The 22551-nt window shown below is 69.4% G+C and carries 18 protein-coding genes; 7 read left to right on the top strand and 11 right to left on the bottom strand.

Translation table 11 applies throughout. The features are described 5' to 3' along the window. Positions 1 to 18: 18 nt before the first annotated feature. Positions 19 to 279 (top strand): YHS domain-containing protein, encoded by a 261-nt coding sequence (locus MME74_RS07120; protein WP_267418063.1) that lies wholly within the window; start codon positions 19 to 21, stop codon positions 277 to 279. A 68-nt stretch (positions 280 to 347) separates the two neighbouring features. After that, positions 348 to 2561 (top strand): heavy metal translocating P-type ATPase, encoded by a 2214-nt coding sequence (locus MME74_RS07125; RefSeq protein ID WP_416383336.1) that lies wholly within the window; start codon positions 348 to 350, stop codon positions 2559 to 2561. A gap of 52 nt (positions 2562 to 2613) precedes the next feature. Here the strand turns inward: MME74_RS07125 and MME74_RS07130 are convergent, their stop codons facing one another. The 11 genes from MME74_RS07130 to MME74_RS07180 form a co-directional block, all read right to left on the bottom strand. Further along, on the bottom strand, positions 2614 to 4968 hold the full coding sequence (locus tag MME74_RS07130; protein WP_267418064.1) for an arylsulfatase: 2355 nt from the start codon (positions 4966 to 4968) through the stop codon (positions 2614 to 2616). Between the two features lie 100 nt (positions 4969 to 5068). Further along, complete coding sequence (locus MME74_RS07135) at positions 5069 to 5563, bottom strand: DUF1269 domain-containing protein (protein ID WP_267418065.1); 495 nt, start codon at positions 5561 to 5563, stop codon at positions 5069 to 5071. 175 nt (positions 5564 to 5738) lie between these two features. Beyond that, positions 5739 to 6965 carry an MFS transporter gene (locus MME74_RS07140; RefSeq protein WP_267418066.1) on the bottom strand — a complete coding sequence of 409 codons (1227 nt, stop codon included), beginning with the start codon at positions 6963 to 6965 and terminating at the stop codon, positions 5739 to 5741. Between the two features lie 88 nt (positions 6966 to 7053). Further along, positions 7054 to 7767 (bottom strand): FadR/GntR family transcriptional regulator, encoded by a 714-nt coding sequence (locus tag MME74_RS07145; RefSeq protein ID WP_267418068.1) that lies wholly within the window; start codon positions 7765 to 7767, stop codon positions 7054 to 7056. Positions 7768 to 7835: 68 nt separating this feature from the next. After that, a complete protein-coding gene (locus MME74_RS07150; RefSeq protein WP_267418069.1) occupies positions 7836 to 8462 on the bottom strand; it encodes an HAD family hydrolase in 627 nt (208 codons plus the stop codon). Positions 8463 to 8467: 5 nt separating this feature from the next. Then, positions 8468 to 9556: an ABC transporter ATP-binding protein gene (locus tag MME74_RS07155; protein ID WP_267418070.1), complete on the bottom strand. Its 1089-nt coding sequence runs from the start codon at positions 9554 to 9556 to the stop codon at positions 8468 to 8470. Beyond that, the gene (locus tag MME74_RS07160) at positions 9553 to 10857 is read right to left on the bottom strand and encodes an extracellular solute-binding protein (RefSeq protein ID WP_267418071.1); all 1305 of its coding nucleotides are present in this window, start codon (positions 10855 to 10857) and stop codon (positions 9553 to 9555) included. Before MME74_RS07160 ends, MME74_RS07155 begins: the two co-directional genes overlap by 4 nt. 51 nt (positions 10858 to 10908) lie before the next feature. Then, complete coding sequence (locus MME74_RS07165; protein ID WP_267418072.1) at positions 10909 to 11730, bottom strand: carbohydrate ABC transporter permease; 822 nt, start codon at positions 11728 to 11730, stop codon at positions 10909 to 10911. Then, positions 11727 to 12668 carry a carbohydrate ABC transporter permease gene (locus MME74_RS07170; protein ID WP_267418073.1) on the bottom strand — a complete coding sequence of 314 codons (942 nt, stop codon included), beginning with the start codon at positions 12666 to 12668 and terminating at the stop codon, positions 11727 to 11729. Before MME74_RS07170 ends, MME74_RS07165 begins: the two co-directional genes overlap by 4 nt. Next, positions 12665 to 14839, bottom strand: a complete 2175-nt coding sequence (locus tag MME74_RS07175) for a PQQ-binding-like beta-propeller repeat protein (protein WP_267418075.1) — start codon at positions 14837 to 14839, stop codon at positions 12665 to 12667. Before MME74_RS07175 ends, MME74_RS07170 begins: the two co-directional genes overlap by 4 nt. 68 nt (positions 14840 to 14907) lie before the next feature. Next, the gene (locus MME74_RS07180) at positions 14908 to 15783 is read right to left on the bottom strand and encodes a MurR/RpiR family transcriptional regulator (protein ID WP_267418076.1); all 876 of its coding nucleotides are present in this window, start codon (positions 15781 to 15783) and stop codon (positions 14908 to 14910) included. 234 nt (positions 15784 to 16017) lie between these two features. Here MME74_RS07180 and MME74_RS07185 point away from each other — a divergent pair, with 234 nt between their 5' ends. From MME74_RS07185 to MME74_RS07205, 5 genes are all read left to right on the top strand, one after another. Next, positions 16018 to 17388, top strand: coding sequence for a glutamate decarboxylase (locus tag MME74_RS07185; RefSeq protein ID WP_267418077.1), 1371 nt, complete (start codon positions 16018 to 16020; stop codon positions 17386 to 17388). Positions 17389 to 17429: 41 nt separating this feature from the next. Next, positions 17430 to 18272 (top strand): helix-turn-helix domain-containing protein, encoded by an 843-nt coding sequence (locus tag MME74_RS07190; RefSeq protein ID WP_267418078.1) that lies wholly within the window; start codon positions 17430 to 17432, stop codon positions 18270 to 18272. A gap of 172 nt (positions 18273 to 18444) precedes the next feature. Beyond that, positions 18445 to 19359 carry an ABC transporter ATP-binding protein gene (locus MME74_RS07195; protein WP_267418079.1) on the top strand — a complete coding sequence of 305 codons (915 nt, stop codon included), beginning with the start codon at positions 18445 to 18447 and terminating at the stop codon, positions 19357 to 19359. Beyond that, positions 19356 to 20411 (top strand): iron-siderophore ABC transporter substrate-binding protein, encoded by a 1056-nt coding sequence (locus tag MME74_RS07200; protein ID WP_267418080.1) that lies wholly within the window; start codon positions 19356 to 19358, stop codon positions 20409 to 20411. Before MME74_RS07195 ends, MME74_RS07200 begins: the two co-directional genes overlap by 4 nt. Further along, the gene (locus MME74_RS07205) at positions 20408 to 22537 is read left to right on the top strand and encodes an iron ABC transporter permease (RefSeq protein WP_267418081.1); all 2130 of its coding nucleotides are present in this window, start codon (positions 20408 to 20410) and stop codon (positions 22535 to 22537) included. The genes MME74_RS07200 and MME74_RS07205 overlap by 4 nt, the downstream gene beginning before the upstream one ends. Positions 22538 to 22551: the final 14 nt, after the last annotated feature.

The following is a 22551-nucleotide window of genomic DNA, read 5'->3' on the forward strand; positions in this document are numbered from 1 at the left end:
ATCCGAAAGAGGAGCACCATGTCCGATTCCCCCGCAGGTTCCTGCTGCAGCGTCAACAGCACCGCCGCCGTCTCGGCCGACGGCCGCAAGGATCTGCTCGCCCCGCCGGCGGGTGGCATGGCGGAGTGCCCGGTGATGGTCGGCAGCGCCGTGGTCATCGCGGATGCCGAGGCCGCCGGGCTCTACCGCGACTACGAAGGCACCCGCTACTACTTCTGCTGCGCAGGATGCGGACCGGCGTTCGACGCCGACCCCGCGAAGTACGCCGCCGCAGCCTGACCGCTGCACCCGTGCGGGGCTCGCCAACCGGCGCCCCCGCACGGAGAATCTTCCGAGGAGGACGAGTCATGAGCACCCCGCACGAGGACCACACCCCGCACGCGGACCACGCGCCGCACGGCACCACGCCGCCGCCCGTCGCCGCCGCGGACGTGCCGACGGCGCACGACGCGCATGCCGGTCACGACATGCATACCGGTCACGACATGCACGGCGGTCACGGCGGGCACGGGGCGCATGCCGGTCACGAGGCGCAGGGCGGACACGACGCGCACGCGGGGCATGGCGGTCATGGTGGTCATGGCGACCACGTCGGCCAGTTCCGGCGCCTGTTCTGGATCATGCTGGTCCTGGCTGTCCCGACCGTCGCCCTCTCCGGCATGTTCGCGATGATCCTCGGCTATCCGCTCCCCGACATCCCCGGACTGGTGTGGGTGTCTCCGGTCCTCGGCACCGTCATGTACGTCTGGGGTGGGAAGCCCTTCCTGGTCGGTGCGGTCAGCGAGATCCGCGCTCGCCGGCCCGGGATGATGCTGCTCATCGGCCTGGCCATCACGGTCGCCTTCCTGGCATCGTGGGGTGCGAGCCTCGGCATCCTGCACCACGAGCTCGACTTCTGGTGGGAGCTGGCGCTCCTCATCGTGATCATGCTGCTCGGCCACTGGATCGAGATGCGCTCACTCGCGCAGACCACCTCGGCGCTCGACTCGCTGGCTGCGTTGCTGCCGGACGAGGCCGAGCGGGTGGAGGACGGACAGGTCGTCGTGGTCTCGCCGTCCGACCTCGCCGTGGGCGACATCGTGGTGGTGCGTCCTGGAGGCAGCATCCCGGCGGACGGGCGCATCGTCGACGGACGCGCGTCCATGGACGAGTCGATGGTCACGGGCGAGTCCCGCACGGTCGCGCGCGGCCTCGGGGACCAGGTCACGGCCGGTACGGTCGCCACCGACTCGGGACTCCGCGTGGAGATCACCGCGACCGGGGACGACACCACTCTCGCCGGCATCCAGCGTCTGGTGACCGAGGCGCAGAGCTCCTCGTCCCGTGCGCAGCGCCTCGCGGACACCGCCGCGGGCTGGCTGTTCTGGTTCGCGCTGGGCTCCGCGGCGATCACCGCGATCGTCTGGACGCTCGTCGGGTTCCCGGACGCCGCCGTCATCCGCACGATCACCGTCCTCGTGATCGCGTGCCCGCACGCCCTCGGGCTGGCCATCCCGCTCGTGGTCTCCATCGCGACCGAGCGTGCCGCGCGTGGCGGCGTCCTCGTCAAGGACCGCCTGGCGCTGGAGAGCATGCGCACGGTCGACACCGTGCTGTTCGACAAGACCGGAACGCTCACGAGGGGCGAGCCGGTCGTGTCCGAGGTCTCGGTCGCGGGGGAGCAGGACGCCGATCTGGTCCTGGCGCTCGCCGCCGCGGCGGAGGCCGACAGCGAGCATCCGCTCGCGAAGGCCATCGTCCGGGCCGCCGCGGAGAAGCGACTGACGGTGCCCGGGGGCCGCGACTTCACGTCGTCGCCGGCCGTCGGCGTCACCGCCACGGTCGAGGGCACGACCGTCCGCGTCGGTGGTCCGCACCTGCTGTCGGAGGAGCACGCGGATGAGCTCGCGGTCGCCGAGCAGTGGCGCGAGGACGGGGCGATCATCCTCCATGTCGTGCAGGACGGACGCGTGATCGGGGCGCTCAAGCTCGCGGACGAGGTGCGACCGGAGTCCCGGGAGGCTGTCGATGCGCTGCATGCGCTCGGGGTGCAGGTGGTCATGATCACGGGCGACGCCGAGGCGGTCGCGCAGACCGTCGCCGCGGATCTCGGCATCGACCGGGTCTTCGCCGGCGTGCGCCCGGAGGACAAGGCCGCGAAGGTGCAGGAGCTGCAGCATGAGGGGCGCAAGGTCGCGATGGTGGGCGACGGCGTCAACGACGCCCCTGCGCTCGCTCAGGCCGACGTGGGTCTCGCCATCGGCGCGGGCACCGATGTGGCGATCGCGTCCGCCGGAGTCATCCTCGCCGGCGACGACCCGCGCTCGGTGCTCTCCGTGATCGAGCTGTCGCGCGCCGCATACCGGAAGATGAAACAGAACCTCTGGTGGGCGGCCGGGTACAACCTGCTCTCCGTGCCGCTGGCGGCGGGCGTGCTGGCGCCGATCGGCTTCGTGCTGCCGATGTCCGTCGGCGCGGTGCTGATGTCGTTGTCGACCATCGTCGTCGCGCTCAACGCGCAGCTGCTGCGTCGCCTCGACCTGCGGCCCGAGGTCACCACCCGCGCCATCCTCGACCGCTGATCACACGAAGAGGGCCCCGTCCGTGCGGACGGGGCCCTCTTCGTGTCGCGATCTACTGGTGTCGCAGCGCGGCGTTCAGGTGCTCTTCGGGATCGACCAGGTGGTTGTGGTCGTCCGTGCCGAGCGCGACCTCCGCCCAGGAGATCGTTCCGGTGAACCTGCCACCCCACTCCTTGTAGCCCTCGTAGGCGGGCATGCCGGTGTCCTCACCGGTGTCCATGCCCTCGTCGAACGAGAAGTACAGCGGGTGGGTGTGCTCCACGCGCCCCGTGCCCGCCGCGGTGCCGTCGATGAACAGCGAGACGTCGCCGCCCTTCCCGATCCCGCCGCCGTCGTAGGCGAACTCCACGCGGACGAGGTGCTCACCGCTGCCGATCGGGTTGTCGGAGATCACCGTCGTGCGGACCAGCCCGCAGTAGTTGTAGTGGTATCCGAGCTTTCCGTCCTCCGCGAAGAAGGACCAGCCTCCGGTGCGCCCGCCCTGCGCGACGAGTGCGCCCTCCAGCGAGCCGTCCGCCGGGACCGTGATCTGCGCGGTCACCGAGTAGGAGCGGTTCTTCACGTTCAGCGCGACGTTCTCGCCGAGTCGGATCATCCCGGGGTACAGCCGCAGCGAGTCGCCCGTGACGAGGGTCGGCCGCCCGGCGATCGCGGGGTTCATCCGTTCGGCCGCGCGGTCGTCGAGGGGGAACACGTTGTGCCGTGCCGCCTCGATCAGGAACATCTGCTGCATCTCCGCCAGCTTCTCGGGATGCTCCGCGGCCAGGTTGTTCGACTGCGTCCAGTCGACCGAGGTGTCGTACAGCTCCCACACGTCGGCGGAGAAGTCCGGCGCCTTCGAGACGACATCCCACGGTGTACGGTGCTTCGTCTGCGCCGTCCAGCCCTTGTGGTAGATCCCGCGGTTGCCCATGAGCTCGAAGTACTGGGTGACGTGCCGCTCGTCCGCGTCCGGCGCGTTGAAGCTGTACGCCATCGAGACACCGTGCATGGGGATCTGGGTGACCCCGTTCACGGTGTGCGGTTCGGCGAGTCCCGCCACGTCGAGGATCGTCGGGGCGATGTCGATCACGTGGTGCCACTGATGCCGCACGTCGCCGGCGCCGTCGATGACGCTCGGCCAGTGCACGATCGTGCCGTTGCGGGTGCCGCCGTAGTGCGACGCCACCTGCTTCGTCCACTGGTAGGGCGTGCACATCGCATGCGCCCAGGCCACCGAGTAGTGGTTGTAGGCCTCGGGGCCGCCGACCTTGTCGAGGTGCTCGTTCCAGAACTCGACGGTCTCGAACTGGCCGCCGCCGTTGGACGCGGTCGTCAGCATGTAGGCGCCGTTGATGCCGCCCTCCGCGCTCGCCCCGTTGTCGCCGATGATGTAGTACACCAGGGTGTCGTCGAGGATGCCCTGCTCCTCGAGTGCATCGATGACCCGGCCGGTGTGGAAGTCGGCGTACTCCAGGAAGGCCGCATAGACCTCCATCTGGTGCGCGAGGATCGGCTTCTGCTCGTCCGGCACGTCGTCCCAGGCGGGGAGCCCCTCCGGGCGCTCGGTGAGCGTCGAGTCGGGCGCGATCACGCCGAGTTCGATCTGGCGGGCGAACGTCTGCTCGCGCTGCGCATCCCATCCGTGGTCGAAGGCGCCCTTGTACTTCGCGATCCAGTCCTTCGGAACGTGGTGCGGGGCGTGCGTCGCTCCGGGGGCGAAGTAGATGAAGAACGGCTTGTCCGGGGTCAGGCTCTTCTGCTGGCGGACGTAGTCGATGGTCTTGTCCGCCAGGTCGGGCATGAGGTGGTAGCCCTCGTCCGTCGGCGGCTCGACAGCGGTGACGCCGTCGACGAGAGCCGGCGTCCACTGGTTGGTCTCCCCGCCGATGAAGCCGTAGAAGCGCTCGAAGCCCGAGAAGGCGGGCCAGTGGTCGAACGGCCCCGTCGGCCCGGTCTCCCACACGGGCACCTCGTGGCACTTGCCGAACTGCGCGGTGTTGTAGCCGTTCTGCCGCAGGATCTCCGGCAGCGGAACAGCGGAGTTCGGCCGCGTGGAGCGGTAGCCGGGGGAGGGCGTCGCGGTCTCGGTGATGTGCCCCATGCCGACGGCGTGGTGGTTGCGACCGGAGAGCAGCGCCGCGCGGGTGGGGGAGCACAGCGCGGTGGTGTGGAACCGGGTGTACTTCAACCCGGTGTTCGCGAGCCGTTCCGCCGTGGGCGTGTGGATCGGCCCGCCGAACGCGCTGGAGGCGCCGAAGCCGACGTCGTCCAGGAGGATCACGAGCACGTTCGGGGCGGTCTTCGGCGGGCGCTTCGCGACGAGGGGAGGGAAGTCGGCTTCCGACTTCTTCGCGTCGAAGACGACCGGTCCCTGATACTCGCGGTCAGGAAGGGGCAGGATCGATCCGGGCAGTTCCGCGGTCATGGCAGTTCCTTACTTCTCGTTCGTGGGGGAGGAGGAAGTGGATGCCGGGCGCCGCCGGGCGAACGACGTCGCTGCGGCGTCCGGCATCCGACTTCGTCGACTACTGCGCGCCGCCGAGATCGTGGATGAGGGCCTTCTCGTCCTCGGCCGAGAGCGACGTCTGCACGACCGTGCCGTCGAACGGGGCCAGGGCCGCCGCGAACTTGTCCTCCGTGAGCTTGGTCGCGTACACGACGACGGCGGACTTCCCCGCGGAGACGGTGCTCTTTACCCGGTCGCGGAACTCGGCGTCGATGCCGGATTTGTCGAGCCCCGCGAACAGCGCTCCGAACACGCCGCCGAAGAGCAGCCCGGCGATCGGCACGAAGAAGAGGAGGCCGATGAGGACGCCGAAGAGCGCTCCGCCCGCGGCGCCGACGCCGATGTTCCCGGCGGCGCCGGGGTACTCGACCTTCGTCTTGCCCTTCTCATCGACCTTCACGAGCGCGAGGCCGGCGAGTTCGACGACCAGGTCGTTCTGGAGGGACAGGATCTCGTCGTAGGCGCCTTCCGCCTGCGGCTCGGTGTCGAAGGAGATGACGATCAGTTCGGCCATGGATGTGCTCCCTTTCTCCGGGCCGAGTCGACCGCCCTCAGCCGTTGACGACGAGAGACCACTCCTCGGCGACCCCCCGCTTTCGGGTCATGCTACCCACGGCGCTCCCCGGAATCGCGGGCGTCACCCGGAATTCACCCGGGGGACCTTCCGACTTCGCTTCCGGTCCCGCGACTCAGGAGATGTACCGATCGCGGGCCGCGAGCATGCCGACGACAAGACTGACCGCCTGCAGCCCCACGAGGATCAGCAGTGGGGTCGTCCAGGAACCCGTCGCCTCGGAGATCGCACCGAACAGGAGAGGGGCGCCGGCGGCGAGCAGGTACCCGACGGACTGCGCCATGCCCGAGAGGGCCGCGGCCTGGGCGTGTGCGCGGGTGCGGAGTCCGAACATCGCCAGGGCGATGACGATCGAGCCGCCGATCGACACCCCGAGGAACGCGTTCCAGAGGATCGTGAGGTCGGGAAGGGCGAGCTGCCCGACCACGGCGACGATCGAGAGGGGCACGAACATCGCGACCGCCCCGATCTGGCTCTTCCGCATCCGCGGCAGGATGGCCGCGGCGAGGAGGCTGCCGCCGATCGAGAACACCTGCATGATCCCCTGGTGTGCGCCCGCGACGGCCGGGGTCGCACCGTGGGTCTCCTCGATGGAGGGCCACCAGGTCAGGACCGTGTAGAAGAACGTGGAGCCGAGGCCCATGAAGACGGTGACCTGCCAGCCGAGAGCGCTCGACCACGGTGACCGCCCTCCGCCGGGGTGGGCGTCGAGGGCGGCGGAGTGGTCGTGGCGGGGGAGCGTGCGTCGCGCGATCTGGGGCAGGAAGACACCGAGGGCGACGAGGGCGACTCCGGCCCACATGCCGAAGGCGAGTCGCCACCCCAGATCGGTGAACCCGGCGACCGGGACCGCGACGGCGGAGGCGGTCGCCGCCACCAGGGCGGACAGCGCCGAGAATAGTCCGGTGAGCTTGCTCACCTCGGCGGGGAAGTCGCGCTTGAGCAGGGCGGGGAGCAGCACGTTCATGGTCGCGATCGCGATGCCGAGCAGCGCGGTCCCGGCCCAGAGCCAGGGCAGACCGGGGATCGACCGGATCACCAGTCCGGTGGCGAGCACCCCGAGCGCAGACGCGAGCGTGCGCTCCATGCCCAGCCGTGCGGCGATCGGAGCCACGAGCGGCGAGAACACCGCGAAGCACAGCAGCGGGAGGGCGATCAGGGCCGAGGCTTCGACGGCGCTGAACCCCAGATCCTGCTGCACCTCGCCGAGCAGCGGGCCGACGACAGTGATCCCGGCTCGGAGGTTGGCCGCGATGAACATGATGCCGGTGACCACGAGTCCTCGGCGCACGGCGCGGGTCGCCGTCGAGGTCGGCACGGGGGCGGTGGCGGAGTGAGCCATGGGGTCCTTGTCTGAGGGATCGTGTGGGAGGCAGCGTCGACATCGGTCCCTCCCGTGCAGGCGGGAGACCGATGGAGGCGGAACCGGGTCAGGAGTGCCGGGTCTCCAGGAGGAGGCGGCGCCCGTGGGCGATCAGCCGGGTGACGGCGGCGCGTGCCGCCTCCGGGTCGTGGTCGCGGATGGCGGCGAGGAGCGCGCGATGGGGGTCGTCGTCGAGCCAGGGGCCGATGAAACCCTCGCGCGCTTCGAGCGGCGTGGCGGCTTCGGGTACCGCCATCGCGTCGAACCGGTCGAGGTTGCGGTACAGATCCGCCATCAGCGGGTTGCCGCTCGCGTGGAACATCTCCAGATGGAACTCCAGGTCCCGTTCGATGGCCTCGTCCACGTCCGACGCCGTGTCGCGGGCGTCCAGTGCGCGCTGCATGCGCTCGACGTCCTCGGGGACTGCACGCTCGGCGGCGAGGCCCGCGGCGTACAGCTCGAGGGCTTCCCGCGCCTCGAAGACCTGCCGGATGTTCTCGGCTCCCGCGCGTCGCTGCAGTGCAACCTCCAGTTCCGAGGCGGCGCTCACGTAGGTGCCGTCTCCGGGACGAGCTTCGAGCATGCCGCTGTGCACGAGCCCGCGGATCGCTTCGCGGACCGTGTTCCGGCTGGCACCCAGCAGATCGACGAGCTCATGCTCGCCGGGGATCCTCGTCCCCACGGGCCAGCTGCCGCCGGTGATCTGCTCGCGCAGCTGCGCGGCGATCTGCACGGACAGGGGCACGTTCCGGCCGGTGGGAACGAGGGGAGACGTCGTCATGGCGTTAACTGTAGGACATTTGGATATATGCGGCAAGGTGACGGGTGAGCGTCGCCTTGCCACACAGCTCACCGCTGCGGAGTGAGGATGTCGCGGATCACCTCGGGGAGTTCGTCGAACGATGACAGCACCGCCCGGGCGCCGGCGTCGACGAGTGCTGCGGCATCGGTGTAGCCGCGATCGACGGCGAGGGGGATGAAGCCCGCAGCCACGGCACAACGCATGTCATAGACGGTGTCACCCACGTAGTACGCGGCGCGCTCGGCGCCGCGCCGGGCGCGCAGCACCTCGAGCTTGTCCGACGCGGGGGCGTCGACCGAATCCCAGAGACCGCCGAGGCGGAGAGCGGCCATATCGGACCGCACGGCTGCTTCGGAGGCAGCGGAGACGACCCCGAGGCGCATTCCGTCGGCCCGCAGCCGATGCAACGCTGCCGCGCCGTCGCGGGCGAGCGTGGGTGCAGCTGCGATCGACGTGTTCCAGTCGATCTCCGCGCTCGCCGTGTCCTCCACACCGAGACGACGGAACATGTCGGCCATCGGTAAGTGGAATTCTCGACGGAAGGCAGCGGTATCCAGCGTCGGGAGTCCGCGGCAGGTCAGGACGTCGTTGAGGGCATCGTGTGCGCGGTCCGTGTCGAGCACGACGGTGCCGTTCCAGTCGAACAGCACCGTCGTGCTCGGCCCGGAGAGCATCGGTGTCACAGGACTGCCCCCGCGAAGAGCTCTGCTGACCGGAGAGCGCCTGTGTGCAGTCCGCTTGCGGTGTCATACACGTGCACGCGCTCAGGGCGCATGGCCACGGTCACGCGCTCGCCGGGTCGGGGGCAGTCGAGCGCCTCGCAGCGGAATGCCACGGTGTCGCCGTTCTCCGTGAGCATCTGCACGACCCGATCCCGCCCGGCCGGTTCGATCAGCCCGACGACGCCCGTGATCGTCAGGGCGCCGACGGTGCCGGCGGGGACCGGCTCGAGATCCTCGGCCCTGACCCCGAGCGTCGTGCCGCTCCTGCTGAGACCGGCGTCCCCGTCGAACGAGGAGCGCCCGTCGCCGTCGATCGCGAGGAGGTTCATCGGCGGCGTGCCGATGAAGGATGCGACGAACAGGGTCGCTGGCGCCGCGTAGAGCTCGTCGGGCGTGCCGAGCTGTTCGATGCGGCCGTTGTTGAGCACCGCGATCCTGTCGGCCATCGCCATCGCATCCATCTGGTCGTGCGTGACGTTGATCCCCGTGGCGCCGACGCTGCGCAGCAGCGAGGCGATCTCGAGTCGGAGCACCGCGTGGAGCTGCGCGTCGAGTCCGGAGAGCGGCTCATCCAGAAGGACGATACCGCTGCGACGAGCGAGTGCCCGTGCGAGGGCGATCCGCTGCCGCTGCCCGCCGGACATCTCCTTCGGCCTGCGGGAGAGAAGGTGCTCGACCTGCATGCGCGCTGCGATCTCGTGTGCGCGCTGCACGGCTTCTCCCCGAGACAGGCCGAGGCCGTGCCGCAGCCCGAGAGTGATGTTCTCGAGCGCGCTGAGGTGCGGGTAAAGCGCGAAGTGCTGGAAGACGATGGCGGCGTCCCTGAGGTGCGGGGGTGTGTTGCGCTGGGAGAAGCCGTCGAAGAGGACGTCTCCCTCGTCTGCGGACTCCAGACCGGCGACGACTCTGAGAAGCGTCGACTTCCCCGACCCGGATGGCCCGAGGATCGCGATGTTCTCGCCATCCTCGATCTCCAGGTCGATGCCGTCGAGGGCGGTGACGCTGCCGAAGGAGCGTCGGAGGTTCTCGATGCGGACCGTGGTCATCGTGCCTGCTCCACGAGAGCGTCGATCGAGCTGATCGCCGTGTCGACGGTCTGCGCGGTCGGTGCGCCGGCCTGCAGCTGCTGCGTCATCGTGCGGAACGCGTCGTTGACCTGCGCGGTGACCTCACCGGCGAAACCGCCCCATGCGGACAGCGGTGCGTCGTAACTCCAGGCATACGTCAGCTGGGGCGTCGCCGCGTCCGAGGCGAGGAGCTCCTCTGCCGCCGCGGTGTCGACTGGGATGTAGCTGTACGAGGTTCCGCTCGCGCCGAGGACCGCATCGGTCGACAGCAGCTCTCCGACGAGTGCGTTGGCGAATGCGGCGCGGCAGCCGTCGTCGCTGAGCACGATCCAGCCGTTGCCGCCGGCCGGAAGGGCGCCGCGTTCGCCGTTCTCCGTCGGCAGGTCGATCGGAGCCCAATCGAAGGCCTCCCCGATGGTGCTCTGGGCCGAGGCGATCACGGAGGTGGTGTAGACCATGAACGCGGCCTTGCCGCCGGCGAACTGTGCGAAGCTGTCCTGATCGTTCACGATCCCCATCTCGAGTCCGCGTTCTTTCAGCTCGGACCAGATGCCGAGGGCGGCCGTGCCGGTGTCGTCGCCGAAGGCAGCCGTGCCGTCGTCGGCGATGAAGGTTCCGCCGGCGCCCTGGACGAATGCCTGGCTGTACCAGTCCGCGAGTCCGGTGGTCGCGATCGTGACTGAGGGGGCGCCGGTCTTCGTGGTCACCTTCTTTGCGGCGGCGATCCAGTCGTCATAGGTCTCGATGTCCGTCGCGTCCCCGGCACCGGCCTCATCCAGGAGATCCTGGTTGACGAGCAGGACCGGCGCCGAGATCTGGGCGGGGGCGAGGTACGGCGTGCCGTCGACTGTTCCCGCGTCGAGGAACTGGGCCTGGTAGGTGTCGGAGAGTGCTGCGGGGTCGATCGGTGCCGGGTCGTACTCGTCGACCCAGAAACGGAGCTGTCCGAGTCCGGACATGATCAGGTCCGGACGCTTGCCCACGGCGATGTCGGCGACGATCGTCTTCGTCAGGTCGTCGTAGCTCGATGTGGCCTGCGGCTGAGCATCGACCTTCAGGCCAGGGTGCTTCTTCTCGAGAGCGGCGACCGCGATCTGCATGGCTTCCGTGGCCTGCTGGCCGAACGTGACCTTCAGGGTGGTGTCCTCGGCGGAGCACGAGGCGAGGTCGGTGGCCGCAGCGACCTCCGAGGTGGGTGCGGAGCCGGCGGGTGCGGAACAGCCGGCGAGAGCGAGAGCGCTCAAAGCGAGCGCGGTGAGGGCGAGAGGCGTGTGGTTCATGGTGATCCTTTTCCGGGAGGGTGAGGGAGGGGGAAGGGAAGGGAAGGGAAGTCAGCCGGGGATCTCTGCACCGCTCATGCCCTGCACGAACCTCTTCTGAGCGAAGAGGAAGAGCAGCACGACCGGGGCGGTCACGATCACGGCCCCGGCGGCGAGTGCGGAATAGTCGAATCCGATGTCTGCCTGCTGGAACACGGCGAGTGCGAGCGGCGGTGTGCGCAGATCGGGGCTGCGGGCGATCAGGAGCGGCCAGAGGTAGTCGTTCCAGTGCGTGAACACGCTGAACACGCTGAACGCGGCGATGCCGGGCGCGGCGAGGGGCACGACGACACGGAGAAGTGTGCGGAAGTGGCCGAGGCCATCGGTGCGTGCCGCTTCCATCAGCGCATCCGGGATCGAGACCATCTGCTGGCGCAGCAGGAAGATGCCGAAGGCGCTCGTCATGAACGGCAGGATGAGGCCGGACAACGTGTCGGCCAGGCCCAAGGCGTTGATTCCGATGAAGGTGGGAATCAGCGTGACCTGGGAGGGGATCAGCACCCCGGCGAGGACGACACCGAGCGCGACACCCGTCCAGCGCAGACGTACCTTGGCGAGCACGTAAGCCGCAGGAATGCAGGTGAGCAGCTGGATGAGGAGGATCCCGGCCGTGGCGAGGGTCCCGATGAGAACGGCCTGCCCGAGCCCGCCCTGGTCCCAGGCCCTGGCGTAGTTGGAGAGGTCGATCCCGGTGGGCAGCAGTGAGATCCCCTCGAAGAACACCTCGTCTCCTGGCGCGACCGAGGTGCGCAGCATCCAGTAGAACGGGAACAGTGAGACGATGACTGCTGCGGTGATCAGCAGCCCCGTGCCGAGTCTGACGACGATCTTCATCTGTCTCCTCCTGCGAGTGTGCGGCGCTGGAGGATTCCGACGCCGATGAGTGTGACGAGCAGGATCAGCGAGAGAGCCGATGCGGCACCGAGGTCGTAGTAGCTGAATCCGAGTTTCCAGACCATGGTGAGGACCGTCTCGCTGGATCCGAGTGGACCGCCCTGGGTCATGACGTTGATGGTGTCGAAGACCTGCACGCTCGTGAGGATCGCGATGACCGTGGCGAACACGACGGTGGGCTTGATCATCGGGAGTGTGATGCGGGTGAGCTTCACGATCCCGCGGATCCCCTCCGCCCTGGTGGCCTCTTCGATGCTGAGTGGGACCGTGGCGAGTCCGGCGAAGAAGATCATCATCGTCAGCGAAGCGGTGCGCCAGATGCCGACGAGCGCGACGGTCAGAAGAGACGTGCTCGAATCGCCCAGCCAGTTGACGGCTCCGATGCCGAAGAACCCGAGGAGTTCGTTGACGAACCCGCCTTGCGCCGCGAACATCCAGCGGAAGACGACGGCCATCGCCACGAGGTTCGCCGTCATGGGGAGGAAGAGCGCAGTGCGGACGAAGGGCCGCGCACGCCCCGCTCTGTTGGCGAGGAGGGCCAGTCCGAGACCGAGCGCGAGGCTCGGCACGATCGTGAGCACGGAGTAGACCACGGTGTTGCCGAGCGCCTGGACGACCGCGGGGTCGGTGAGGACACGTTGGAAGTTGGAGATGCCGACGAACTGCCATGCTCCACCGGCCAGCGGGACCGAGAAGAAGCTGGCGACCAAGGAGAGGAGCGCGGGCACCACGACGAACAAGAGCAGTCCGACGGCGGCCGGCAGAACCAGGAGCGCGGGAACGAGACCGGGATAGCGATCGCTCAGGCGGGTGCGTCGTGGCGGCGTGGTCGGGGGCAGGGTCGCTGCGGGTGTCCGCGGCGCGATGAGGGTAGTCATGCGGTCACGCTTTCGGCGGTGTCGTGCGCGGTCCGCGTCACCGTGCTGAGGAGCGCTGCCACGGAGAGACGCAGCGCGGTTCCATCGGTCCCGATCGCGATCAGGTCATCGCCCGCGACGGTGAATGCGGCGGCGAGTGGAGTCCCGAGCTGCGCGGAGCCGAGGAGAGTGCCGTCGAGGTCGAAGACTCGCACGAGCCCGTCGAGGCCGGGGAGGATCAGCAGATCGTCGACCAGGGTCGGCGGTGCGATGACCGGGTGCGGACGCTTGCTGTACGAGCGCATGGGGAACGGGGCTTCCCCAGTGATCTCCCGCTCCCAGATCGTGTCACCGGTGAGGGGATCGACCATGCGGATTCCATGCCCCGTCACCGTCACCAGATACCCCGCGCGCGTGATCACAGGGCTTGCCGGACTGAACGCACCGGGGTGCTCGGAGGTCCAGCGGACCACTCCGCTGCGGCGGTCGATCGAGGCAGTGCGCCCGAACGCCGGCATCACCACGGCATCGGTCGCGGGGTCGTGCACGGCAGTGCCCATGATGAGCAGCCGCTTGAGAGCGACGAACAGCTCAGAGTCTGCCTTGCCGGTCTCCCAGACCGATTCGCCCGTCAGCCGGTCGATCCCGATCGGGTGCTGCGGAGTGGGCCAGAACCCCATCACCAGCAGATCGTCGATGATCAACGGCTGCGCGTGGTTCACCAGATTGTGGTGCGGGGAGAGATCGGTCCGTCGCCACACCAGATCACCGGTGGCCACGTCGATCGCGCGGAGATCCGACTGGTCGCCGAGGTACACGATCCCGTCCGACACCGTCGGCGCATTCCAGGCGAATCGCCGCAGGGGATCGCTCGATGGCACGGTCCACCGCACGGCGCCGGTCGCGCGGTCGAGGCCGTGCACGTCGCCGGAGACCTCGGCGGCCACGACCGCGTCCGCCCACACGACGGGCGCGGTCTTCACGGCGGACGACACCGCGGTACGCCAGACGACTGTACCGGTGGCGGTGTCCAGTGCCTCGACGAAGCCCAACGGTTGATCCTCGATCTGGCTGCCCGCAAAGACGAGATCGCCATCGACGGCCACCTGCTGACGGTGACCTGCACCCTGGAGTGGAGTGCGCCAGACGATCACGCCGTCGTCTCCGCCTCCGGACGCCCGCGCGAACGTGGCGCGGCTGACATCGCCGAGTGCCACAGGGTCTTCCACGATGCGCACCGTCTCCGTGCGCATCGAGAGGTGCTCGCCGTCCCAGGTGACCCGCCGAAACGCCGGGGGTGTGTAATCGAGGCTCGCGAAGAAGGTGGTGGGGCTGTTGACGTGCATCGTTCCCGCGACGTCGACGACGCGGGACGTGTGCCAGTGGCCGGAGAACGTCGCGATCGGCTGCCACGGAGCGTGATCGAGCAGCGAGGCGCCCGGCTGATCGTGGAAGAGGAGGATCCAGGGGCTCCCGGGGGGACGCAGTGCGAGATCGGCCGCGAGCCAGGAGTTCTGCATCTCATGGTCGATCCCCAGCTCATGCGAATGCCAGTCCATCGCGACGACGTGCAGACCCGGGATGTCGAAGCTGTACCAGCGAGGCCCGAGGAAGCTCTCGTAGAGAGCGGGGTCACCCTCGTTGGTCAGGTAGTCGTTGCGACTGACGACGCTTCCGTGCCGACCAGCCATGTGATCGTGATTGCCGGGGATGACGTGCACAGGAAGCGGACTCGTGCCGAGGACCTCGGTGTAGGCCGCGAACTCCTCGGCGAGACCGTGATCGACGAGGTCGCCCGTGATGAAAACCGACTGTGCGGAGGGTGCGCGTTCGGGAAGCGAGGCGAGGAACGCCGTGATCTCCGACGGCAGGCTGCCCTCCCGGTACAGGCCGAAGTCCACGTGAGGGGTGGCTTCGCTCTGCGGCAGGGACATGTGCGTGTCCGTCAGGTGGATGAACTCGTAGGGAAGGGCGGGGGCGTGCGGGCGCAGGACGAAGTCCACTGCCTCGACATCGGCCTGCTGCCACCAGACATCGGCGGTGTACGTCGCGGTGCGGCCGACCACGACGAACGGGCTGACCCGGTCGAGTTGGTACCCTCCGTCGGCGTCGGTGGCGACGACATCGCGGCCATTGGTGACGGCGATGCCGGCGAGCGGCCTTCCGTCCGGGTCGGTGACGAATCCGTGCATGAGTGACTCCTAGGGCGTGCGGGATCGCGCGACGACAGGCAGTCGTCACGAACGAGGGGAGGGAGAGATCAGAGTCGGTGCTCGATGAGCACGTCTTCGGTGAGGGCGAGGGCGGCGACGCTCTCGTCACGGCGGAGCGCGAGAGTCACGTACAGGGCGTCGAGCACGGCGAAGTGCACGATGCGACTCGTCATCGCCTCCACCCGATAGGCGGTCTCCGCGGAGCCGGCGACGAGAGACAGCTCGACCGTCTCAGTGAGCGGGGAGGAGCGGAAGCTGGTGATGGCCGCCGTGCGGGCGCCGGCCGCTCGCGCCGCGCGGGTCGCCGCGAGAGTCTCCATGGTCGATCCGGTGTGACTGATCGCGAAGAAGAGGTCCCGCGGTCCGAGCATGCGAGCGGTGACGTGCTGGGTGTGGACGTCGGAGATGAAGGTCGCCGGAATGCCGATGGTCGTGAGGCGGTAGGCCGCGTCCTGCGCGAGCGGGGCAGAGGTTCCCACCGCGCCGAACAGAACGCGATCGGCGTCGAGGACGACGTCGGCCAGGCGGGCGAGAGTGACATGGTCGAGCGCCGCGGCCGCCGCCTCGATCGCATTCGCCGTGCTGGCGAGGACCTTCTGCGACACCGAGGCTGCATCATCCCCGGCGTCGACCTTGTCGAGCACGCGCTTCTCCGACGGGATGGACTGCGTGGCGAGCGTGATCTTCAGATCCTGGTATCCCCGGAGTCCGATCGATGCGCAGAGACGGACGACGGTGGCGCTGGATGCATCGGCCGCCTCGGCCAGCTCTGTGACCGAGAGGTGGATCACTTCCAGCGGATCGCGCAGGACCACGTCGGCCACCCGGCGCTCGGCGGGGGTCAGCGAGCGCAGACGCGAGCGAAGCCGCTCGAGCAGCGGCCCGGTCGCGGGGAGGGCGTCTTTCAGGAGCGCATCGGTCATGTCTATGAAGGTAGGAGCGCTTCGTGAACGCGAAGTGCTTCTGCCGGTGAACGCCGAATGAACGATTCTGACTCGGAGTGGTCATGAAATTTCGTTACAGGGCGACGACTCGCGCGTCGGCGAAGAGGGGTGGCGCGGCGCGGCTCCGGTTGCCAGAGTGGACGGCACACGACCAGCGGCAGCTACCGAGCGTGTCGCCGGCGTGACGCCATCAGTGATGCGAAAGGGTCCGACATGAGCACTCCCTCCACCGATGACCAGCCGATCTTCACGAGACCGGGGGAGGCGACGCTCACCTCGCGTCATGTCATCCCCGCCGCGGAATCCCTCCCTGACACGGCGAAGCAGATCGTGGAGGACGAGACGATCCTCGACGGAAACGCGCGGCTGAACCTCGCGACCTTCGTCAGCACCTGGATGGATGACGACGCCAAGCAGGTCTACGCCGCGTCGTTCGACAAGAACATGATCGACAAGGACGAGTACCCGCAGACGGCGGCGATCGAGGACAACTGCTGGCACATGCTGGCGAACCTCTGGAACGCCCCGGATGCGGAGAAGAGCATCGGCACCTCGACCATCGGCTCGTCCGAGGCGTGCATGCTGGGCGGGCTCGCCTTCAAGCGGCGGTGGCAGCAGGCGAGACGCGCGGCCGGCAAGGACACCTCGACACCGAACCTCGTGATGTCGTCGGCGGTGCAGGTGTGCTGGGAGAAGTTCTGCAACTACTTCGATGTGGAGCCCCGCTATGTGCCGATCAGTGCGGAGCACAAGACGCTCGACGGGCATGACCTGGCGAAGTACGTCGATGAGAACACGATCGGCGTCGTCGCGATCATGGGGGTGACCTACACGGGGATGTACGAGCCCGTCGCCGAGATCGCCGCAGCGCTCGACGGGATCCAGAAGACCACCGGCCTCGACATCCCGATCCACGTCGACGGCGCATCGGGGGCGATGGTCGCGCCGTTCCTGCAGCCCGACCTGGTCTGGGATTTCCGGATCGAACGCGTGCACTCGATCAACACCTCCGGCCACAAGTACGGCCTCGTGTACCCGGGGCTCGGCTGGGTGGTCTGGCGCGACGCGCAGTGGCTCCCGGACGACCTGGTCTTCCAGGTCAGCTACCTCGGCGGGGAGATGCCCACGTTCGCCCTGAACTTCTCCCGGCCCGGTGCGCAGGTGGTGTTGCAGTACTACCTGTTCCTCCGCCTCGGCTTCGAGGGATACCGCGCCGTGCAGCAGGCGTCGCAGGATGTGGCGAAGTTCCTGTCCGCGGGAATCGCGAAGCTCGACGCGTTCGAGCTCTGGAACGACGGCAGCGACATCCCGGTCTTCGCCTGGCGTCTCGCAGACGGGCACACCAAGAACTGGAATCTCTATCATCTGCAGGATCGGCTGCGGATGAAGGGATGGCTGATCCCGGCGTACCCGATGCCCGCCGACCTGGAGCAGATCACCGTGCAGCGCATCGTCGTGCGCAACGGGCTCAGCATGGACCTCGCGGCCGAACTGCTGCAGGCGATCCAGACCGAGGTCGAGCACCTCGACGCGCTGGAGTCTCCTATGCCCGCCGAGAAGCCGCAGCCGGCGTTCCACCACTAGGCGTGACGTCCATCCCGGTGATCGCTTCGTAGACTCGACTCATGCCCCGATCGCGTCCTGTCGCCACCGGACGCGGCGCGTGGCGGCGGGAGGAGAACACCGTCGTCGTGGCGGGGGTGCAGGTGCCCGATGTCGTTCCGGCGCCGTTCGCGATCTTCGCCGAGAGCGTCTTCGTCCCGGTGCCTCTGGAGTTCGAGCCGCACACCCACCCGATGCACGAGCTGGTCTGGGTGCGCGGAGGGACGATGACCGTGCGGCTGGCGGATGCCGTCGTCACGGTTCCGGAGGGACACGGGCTCTGGATCCCCGCCGATGTCGAGCACGCGGGGCGGACCACCGCCCGGACGACGCTGTCGGATGCGCTCTTCGACGCGCAGCGCTCGCCCGTCTCGTTCCCCGAGGTCGTCGCGGTCGAGATCACGCCCATCCTCGCCTCGCTGCTGAGGCACCTCGAGCGGACGGACCTCACCGAGCCCGCCCGTCTGCGGGCCGAGGCCGTGGTGTTCGATGTGCTCGCCCCGACCGAGCGGCAGCTGTCGCTGCGGGTTCCGGACGCCGCGCGCGTGGAGCCGATCGTCTCCGCGCTCCTCGACGATCCGACGGACGACCGCGCGCTGAGCGACTGGGCGGAGCTGCTGGGCATCAGCGAGCGCACGGTCACCCGACTGTTCCGCCTGCACACGGGGTTGTCCTTCATGCAGTGGCGCCAGGTGCTGCGGGTGCACCGCGCCCTGTCGCTCCTGTCCGAGGGGCTGCCGGTGCAGGAGGTCGCCGAGCTGATGGGCTACGCGCAGTCGAGCACCTTCATCGCGTCGTTCAAGCGCGTGATGGGCACGACGCCCGGGGCGTATCTCGCGGCGACGGGGTCCGACGCCACCCCCTGACGTGTCCGAAACGCCGTACCTGCTGTCGTGGAGCGTCGATTGCGGACGCGCCCGCGCGGACCTAGCCTGATTAGGCAAGGTAACCCTAAGAACGCACCCTCACCCGAGTGTTCGCCGCCGTCGCCCTGACGACCAGGAACCTGCACCCACTCCCTCAGACGCAGGATTCCTCATGAATGCCGCACGCCCCACGACGCCGCCCTCGCGCGGTCAGCGTATGGCCTCCCGCCTCGCCGGCGACGGCCTGTCGCTCGGATTCGGCCGCACGACGGTCGTCCAGGACGTGTCGGTCGAACTGCTGCCGGGACGGGTGACCGCCCTCGTCGGTCCGAACGGCTCCGGGAAGTCGACGCTGCTGCGCAGCCTCGCACGCCTGCATCCGGTCTCCGACGGGCACGTCGTCCTGGGCGGCGCGGCGGAGGTGCCGGAACGCGCCGTCGCCGCCTTGAGCGCCCGCGAGTTCGCGCAGCAGGTCACGCTCTTCGCCCAGTCCCGCACCGCTCCGCAGGGCCTGAGCGTGCGCGAGGTCGTCTCCTTCGGGCGGCACCCGTACCGCCGCCGTTTCGCGGGAGCGAGCCGCGAGGACCAGGATGCGGTCGAGCGCGCGCTCGACGCGACAGGGGTGCTCTCGATGGCCGATCGCGCGGCGGGAGAGCTCTCCGGCGGCGAACTGCAGCGGGTCTGGCTCGCGGCCTGCCTCGCGCAGGAGACGGGCGTGGTGCTCCTCGACGAGCCGACGAACCACCTCGATCTGCGGTACCAGGTCGAGACCCTCGACCTCATCCGCGATCTCGCCGACGTGCACGGGGTCGCTGTGGGCGTGGTGCTGCACGATCTGGACCACGCGGCCCGGGTCGCCGACGACCTGCTGCTCATGGCGGCGGGACGGGTGCTGGCCGTCGGATCGGCGCTCGACGTGCTCACGGCCGAGAACATCGGCCTCGCCTATCAGCTCAGCGTCGAGGTCAGCGTCGACCCGCGCACCCGTCGGCTGCGGATCGACCCGGTCGGCCGTCACGCCCCGCGCCTGCACGACGCCGCCTCCGTCCCCCCTTCCACCGACCGTTCCCGAGAGGACACCCCATGACCCGCGCAACCCGCCTCGCGGCCGTCGCCGTGGCCGGCATCGCCGCGCTGACGCTGACCGCCTGCGGCACGACCGACGTCTCGGCCGGCAGCGACACCGCCGACGCCGTCGCGTCGCAGAGCTGCACCGACGACACCACGATGACGTCGACCGACCCGGTCTCGCTGACCGACAGCCTCGGCCGCACCGTCGAGCTCGACAAGCCGGCCGAGCGCGTGGTCGTGCTCGAGTGGCAGCAGACCGAGGACCTCCTCTCACTGTGCGTCACGCCCGTCGGAGCCGCCTCGATCGACGGCTACGAGACCTACGTGAGCGCCGAGAAGCTGCCGAAGGGTGTGGCCAACGTGGGCGAGCGCGGGGAACCCGACCTGGATGCGCTCTACGCGACCGACCCCGACCTCATCGTCATCGAGTCGTACAGCGCCGACGACGAGCTGATCAAGAAGCTCGAGGAGCGCGACGTCCCGGTCCTCGCCACGATCGGCGCCGACGGCTCGGGCCAGATCGACAACATGAAGAAGGTGTTCTCGCTGATCGGCGAGGCCACCGGCCGTACCGAGCGCGCCGACCAGGTGCTCGCGGAGTTCGACACGCACCTCGCCGACGCCAAGGAGAAGGTCGCCGACGCCGACCTCGCCACGACCGACTTCGTGTTCTTCGACGGCTGGATCGAGGGCGGCAACGTCGTCATCCGCCCCTACGGCAGCGGGGCGCTGTTCACGGAGCTCGGCGAGGAGCTGGGCCTCACCGGCGCCTGGACCGACGAGATCAACAAGTCCTACGGCAGCGGCGGCGTCGACCCGGCCTACGGCCTGGCGCAGACCGACATCGAGGGCCTGACCGCTGTCGGCGACGCGAACCTCATCTACTCGAACGACGGCACCCCCGACAGCTACGTCACCGAGCTCGCGAAGAGCTCGATCTGGACCTCGCTGCCCGCCGTGAAGGAGGGGCGCGCGTTCGAGTTCCCCCCGGGCGTCTGGGGTGCGGGTGGCCCGCGTTCGGGCGAGCAGGCGATCGACGCCTTCGTCGAGGTCATCGTCGGCAAGTGACCGCACCGACCGCTCCGCACGCCGTCGGCCGGCTTCCCGAGAACGGGGAGCCGGCCGACGGCGCGGTCGATGATCGCCGGGGGACGCTCGGAGGCATCGGCCTTCTCGTCGCGCTCCTCGCCGCGGTCGTCGTGGTCGGCCTCTGGCACCTGACGCAGGGGACCTCCGGCATCGGTGCCGCCGACCTGTGGCGCGCGCTGCTCGGCGACGACGTGGCTGTCGGCGGGGTGCCGGTCGCCGACGTGTTCACCGGGTCGCGCCTGCCTCGGCTCTTCGCCGGCATCGCGGTCGGATTCGCGCTCGGGGTCGCGGGCGCGCTGCTGCAGTCGATCACGCGCAACGCCCTGGCCTCACCGGACACGCTCGCGGTGACCGCCGGCGCCTACTTCTCCCTCACCGCCGTCGCCGCCTTCGGGGTCGCCGTCCCGCTGTGGGCCTCGAGCGGTGTGGCGTTCGTCGGCGGTCTGCTGGCCGCCGCCCTCGTGCTCGGCCTGACCGGTCGAGCCGCCGGCACCACGACCACCCGTCTGATCCTGGCGGGCTCCGCCATCGCGATGGCCCTCGACTCCGGCACCGCGATGCTGCTCATCCTGTTCAAGGAGAACACCACCGGGCTGTTCGCCTGGGGGAGCGGGTCGCTCGGCCAGCTGAACCTCGACGCCTCGGCCCGCGCCGCACCGCTGATCGTCGCCGTGCTGCTCGTGGCTCTGCTGCTGTCGCGGCGCCTCGACGTGCTCGGACTCGGCGAGGACACCGCGTCGTCCCTCGGTGTGCCCGTGCGCTCGACGCGCTCGATCGCGGTGCTCTGCGCCGTGCTGCTGACCAGCACCTCCGTGACCCTCGCCGGTCCCATCGCCTTCGTCGGCCTGGGCGCTCCGGTGCTCGCGCGACTCCTCGCCGCACGCGTGCCCGCGCTGCGGCGCCACATCTTCCTGGTGCCGGTCTCCGGCCTCCTGGGCGCCCTCCTCATCCTCCTCGCCGACGCCGTGCTGCGGGCGATCCTGGGCGCCGAAGGGGCCACCTCGATCCCCACCGGCATCCCGACGGCCCTGCTCGGCGGCATCGTCATCATGATCCTCGCCCTGCGGATGCGCGATGCCGGGGCCTCGCGGGCGATCCGCACGGCACGCTCGACCCTGCGCACCCGGCGCCGTTTCGTCGTCGTGGCGGTCGTCGCGGTGGTGCTGCTGGCGGCGACCGTCGTGATCGGCATGCTCGCGGGCACGCTCTGGCTCCGGCTCGGCGACATCGGCCTGTGGCTGCAACAGGCGGCTCCCGACCTCGTGACTCGCGCCCTCGACGAACGCGGGCCTCGCGTCGCGGCCGCGGTCCTCGCCGGTGCCGCCCTCGCCCTCGCGGGTGTGGCCGTGCAGGGCACGGTGCGCAATCCGCTCGCCGAGCCCGGTCTGCTCGGCATCACGGCGGGCGCGGGACTCGGTGCCGTCATCGTGGTGACGTCGAGCGTCGGCGGTGGGGCCCGCCCCGCCATCATCGCCATGGCCATCGTCGCCGGGCTGCTCACGTTCGCCCTGATCACCCTGCTCGCCTGGCGGGGTGGGCTGCTGCCCGACCGGTTCGTGCTCGTCGGAATCGGCTGCGGCTATGCGATCAGCGCCGTGACGACGTTCCTGCTGCTGCGCTCCGACCCGTGGGAGACCCCGCGCATCCTCACCTGGCTGTCCGGCACGACCTACGGGCGCTCGCTCCCGGACGTGATGCCGGTGGCCGTCGTGCTCGTCATCGCCGTACCGCTGCTCTGGGGAATGCGTCGCCAGCTCGACCTGCTCGCGATCGACGAGGACACGCCCCGCATCCTCGGTGTCCCTCCCCAGCGTACCCGGCTCGGAGTGCTCGCCCTCGCCGCCGTGCTCGCGTCCGTCGCGGTGGTCGCGGTCGGCACCGTGGGGTTCGTCGGTCTCGTCGCCCCGCATCTCGCACGAACGCTCGTCGGTGCGCGGCACGGCAGGGTCATCCCGGTCGCGATGGTGCTGGGCGGACTGATGGTGCTCGTCGCCGACACGCTCGGTCGCACCCTGATCGCGCCGTCGCAGCTGCCGGCCGGCCTCATGGTGGCGCTGGTCGGCGCCCCGTACTTCGTCTGGCTGCTCGGGCGGATGCGGGACTGACCCGCACCCGCCCC

This window comes from Microbacterium oxydans (genome assembly GCF_026559675.1).
Lineage (GTDB): Bacteria > Actinomycetota > Actinomycetes > Actinomycetales > Microbacteriaceae > Microbacterium > Microbacterium oxydans_D.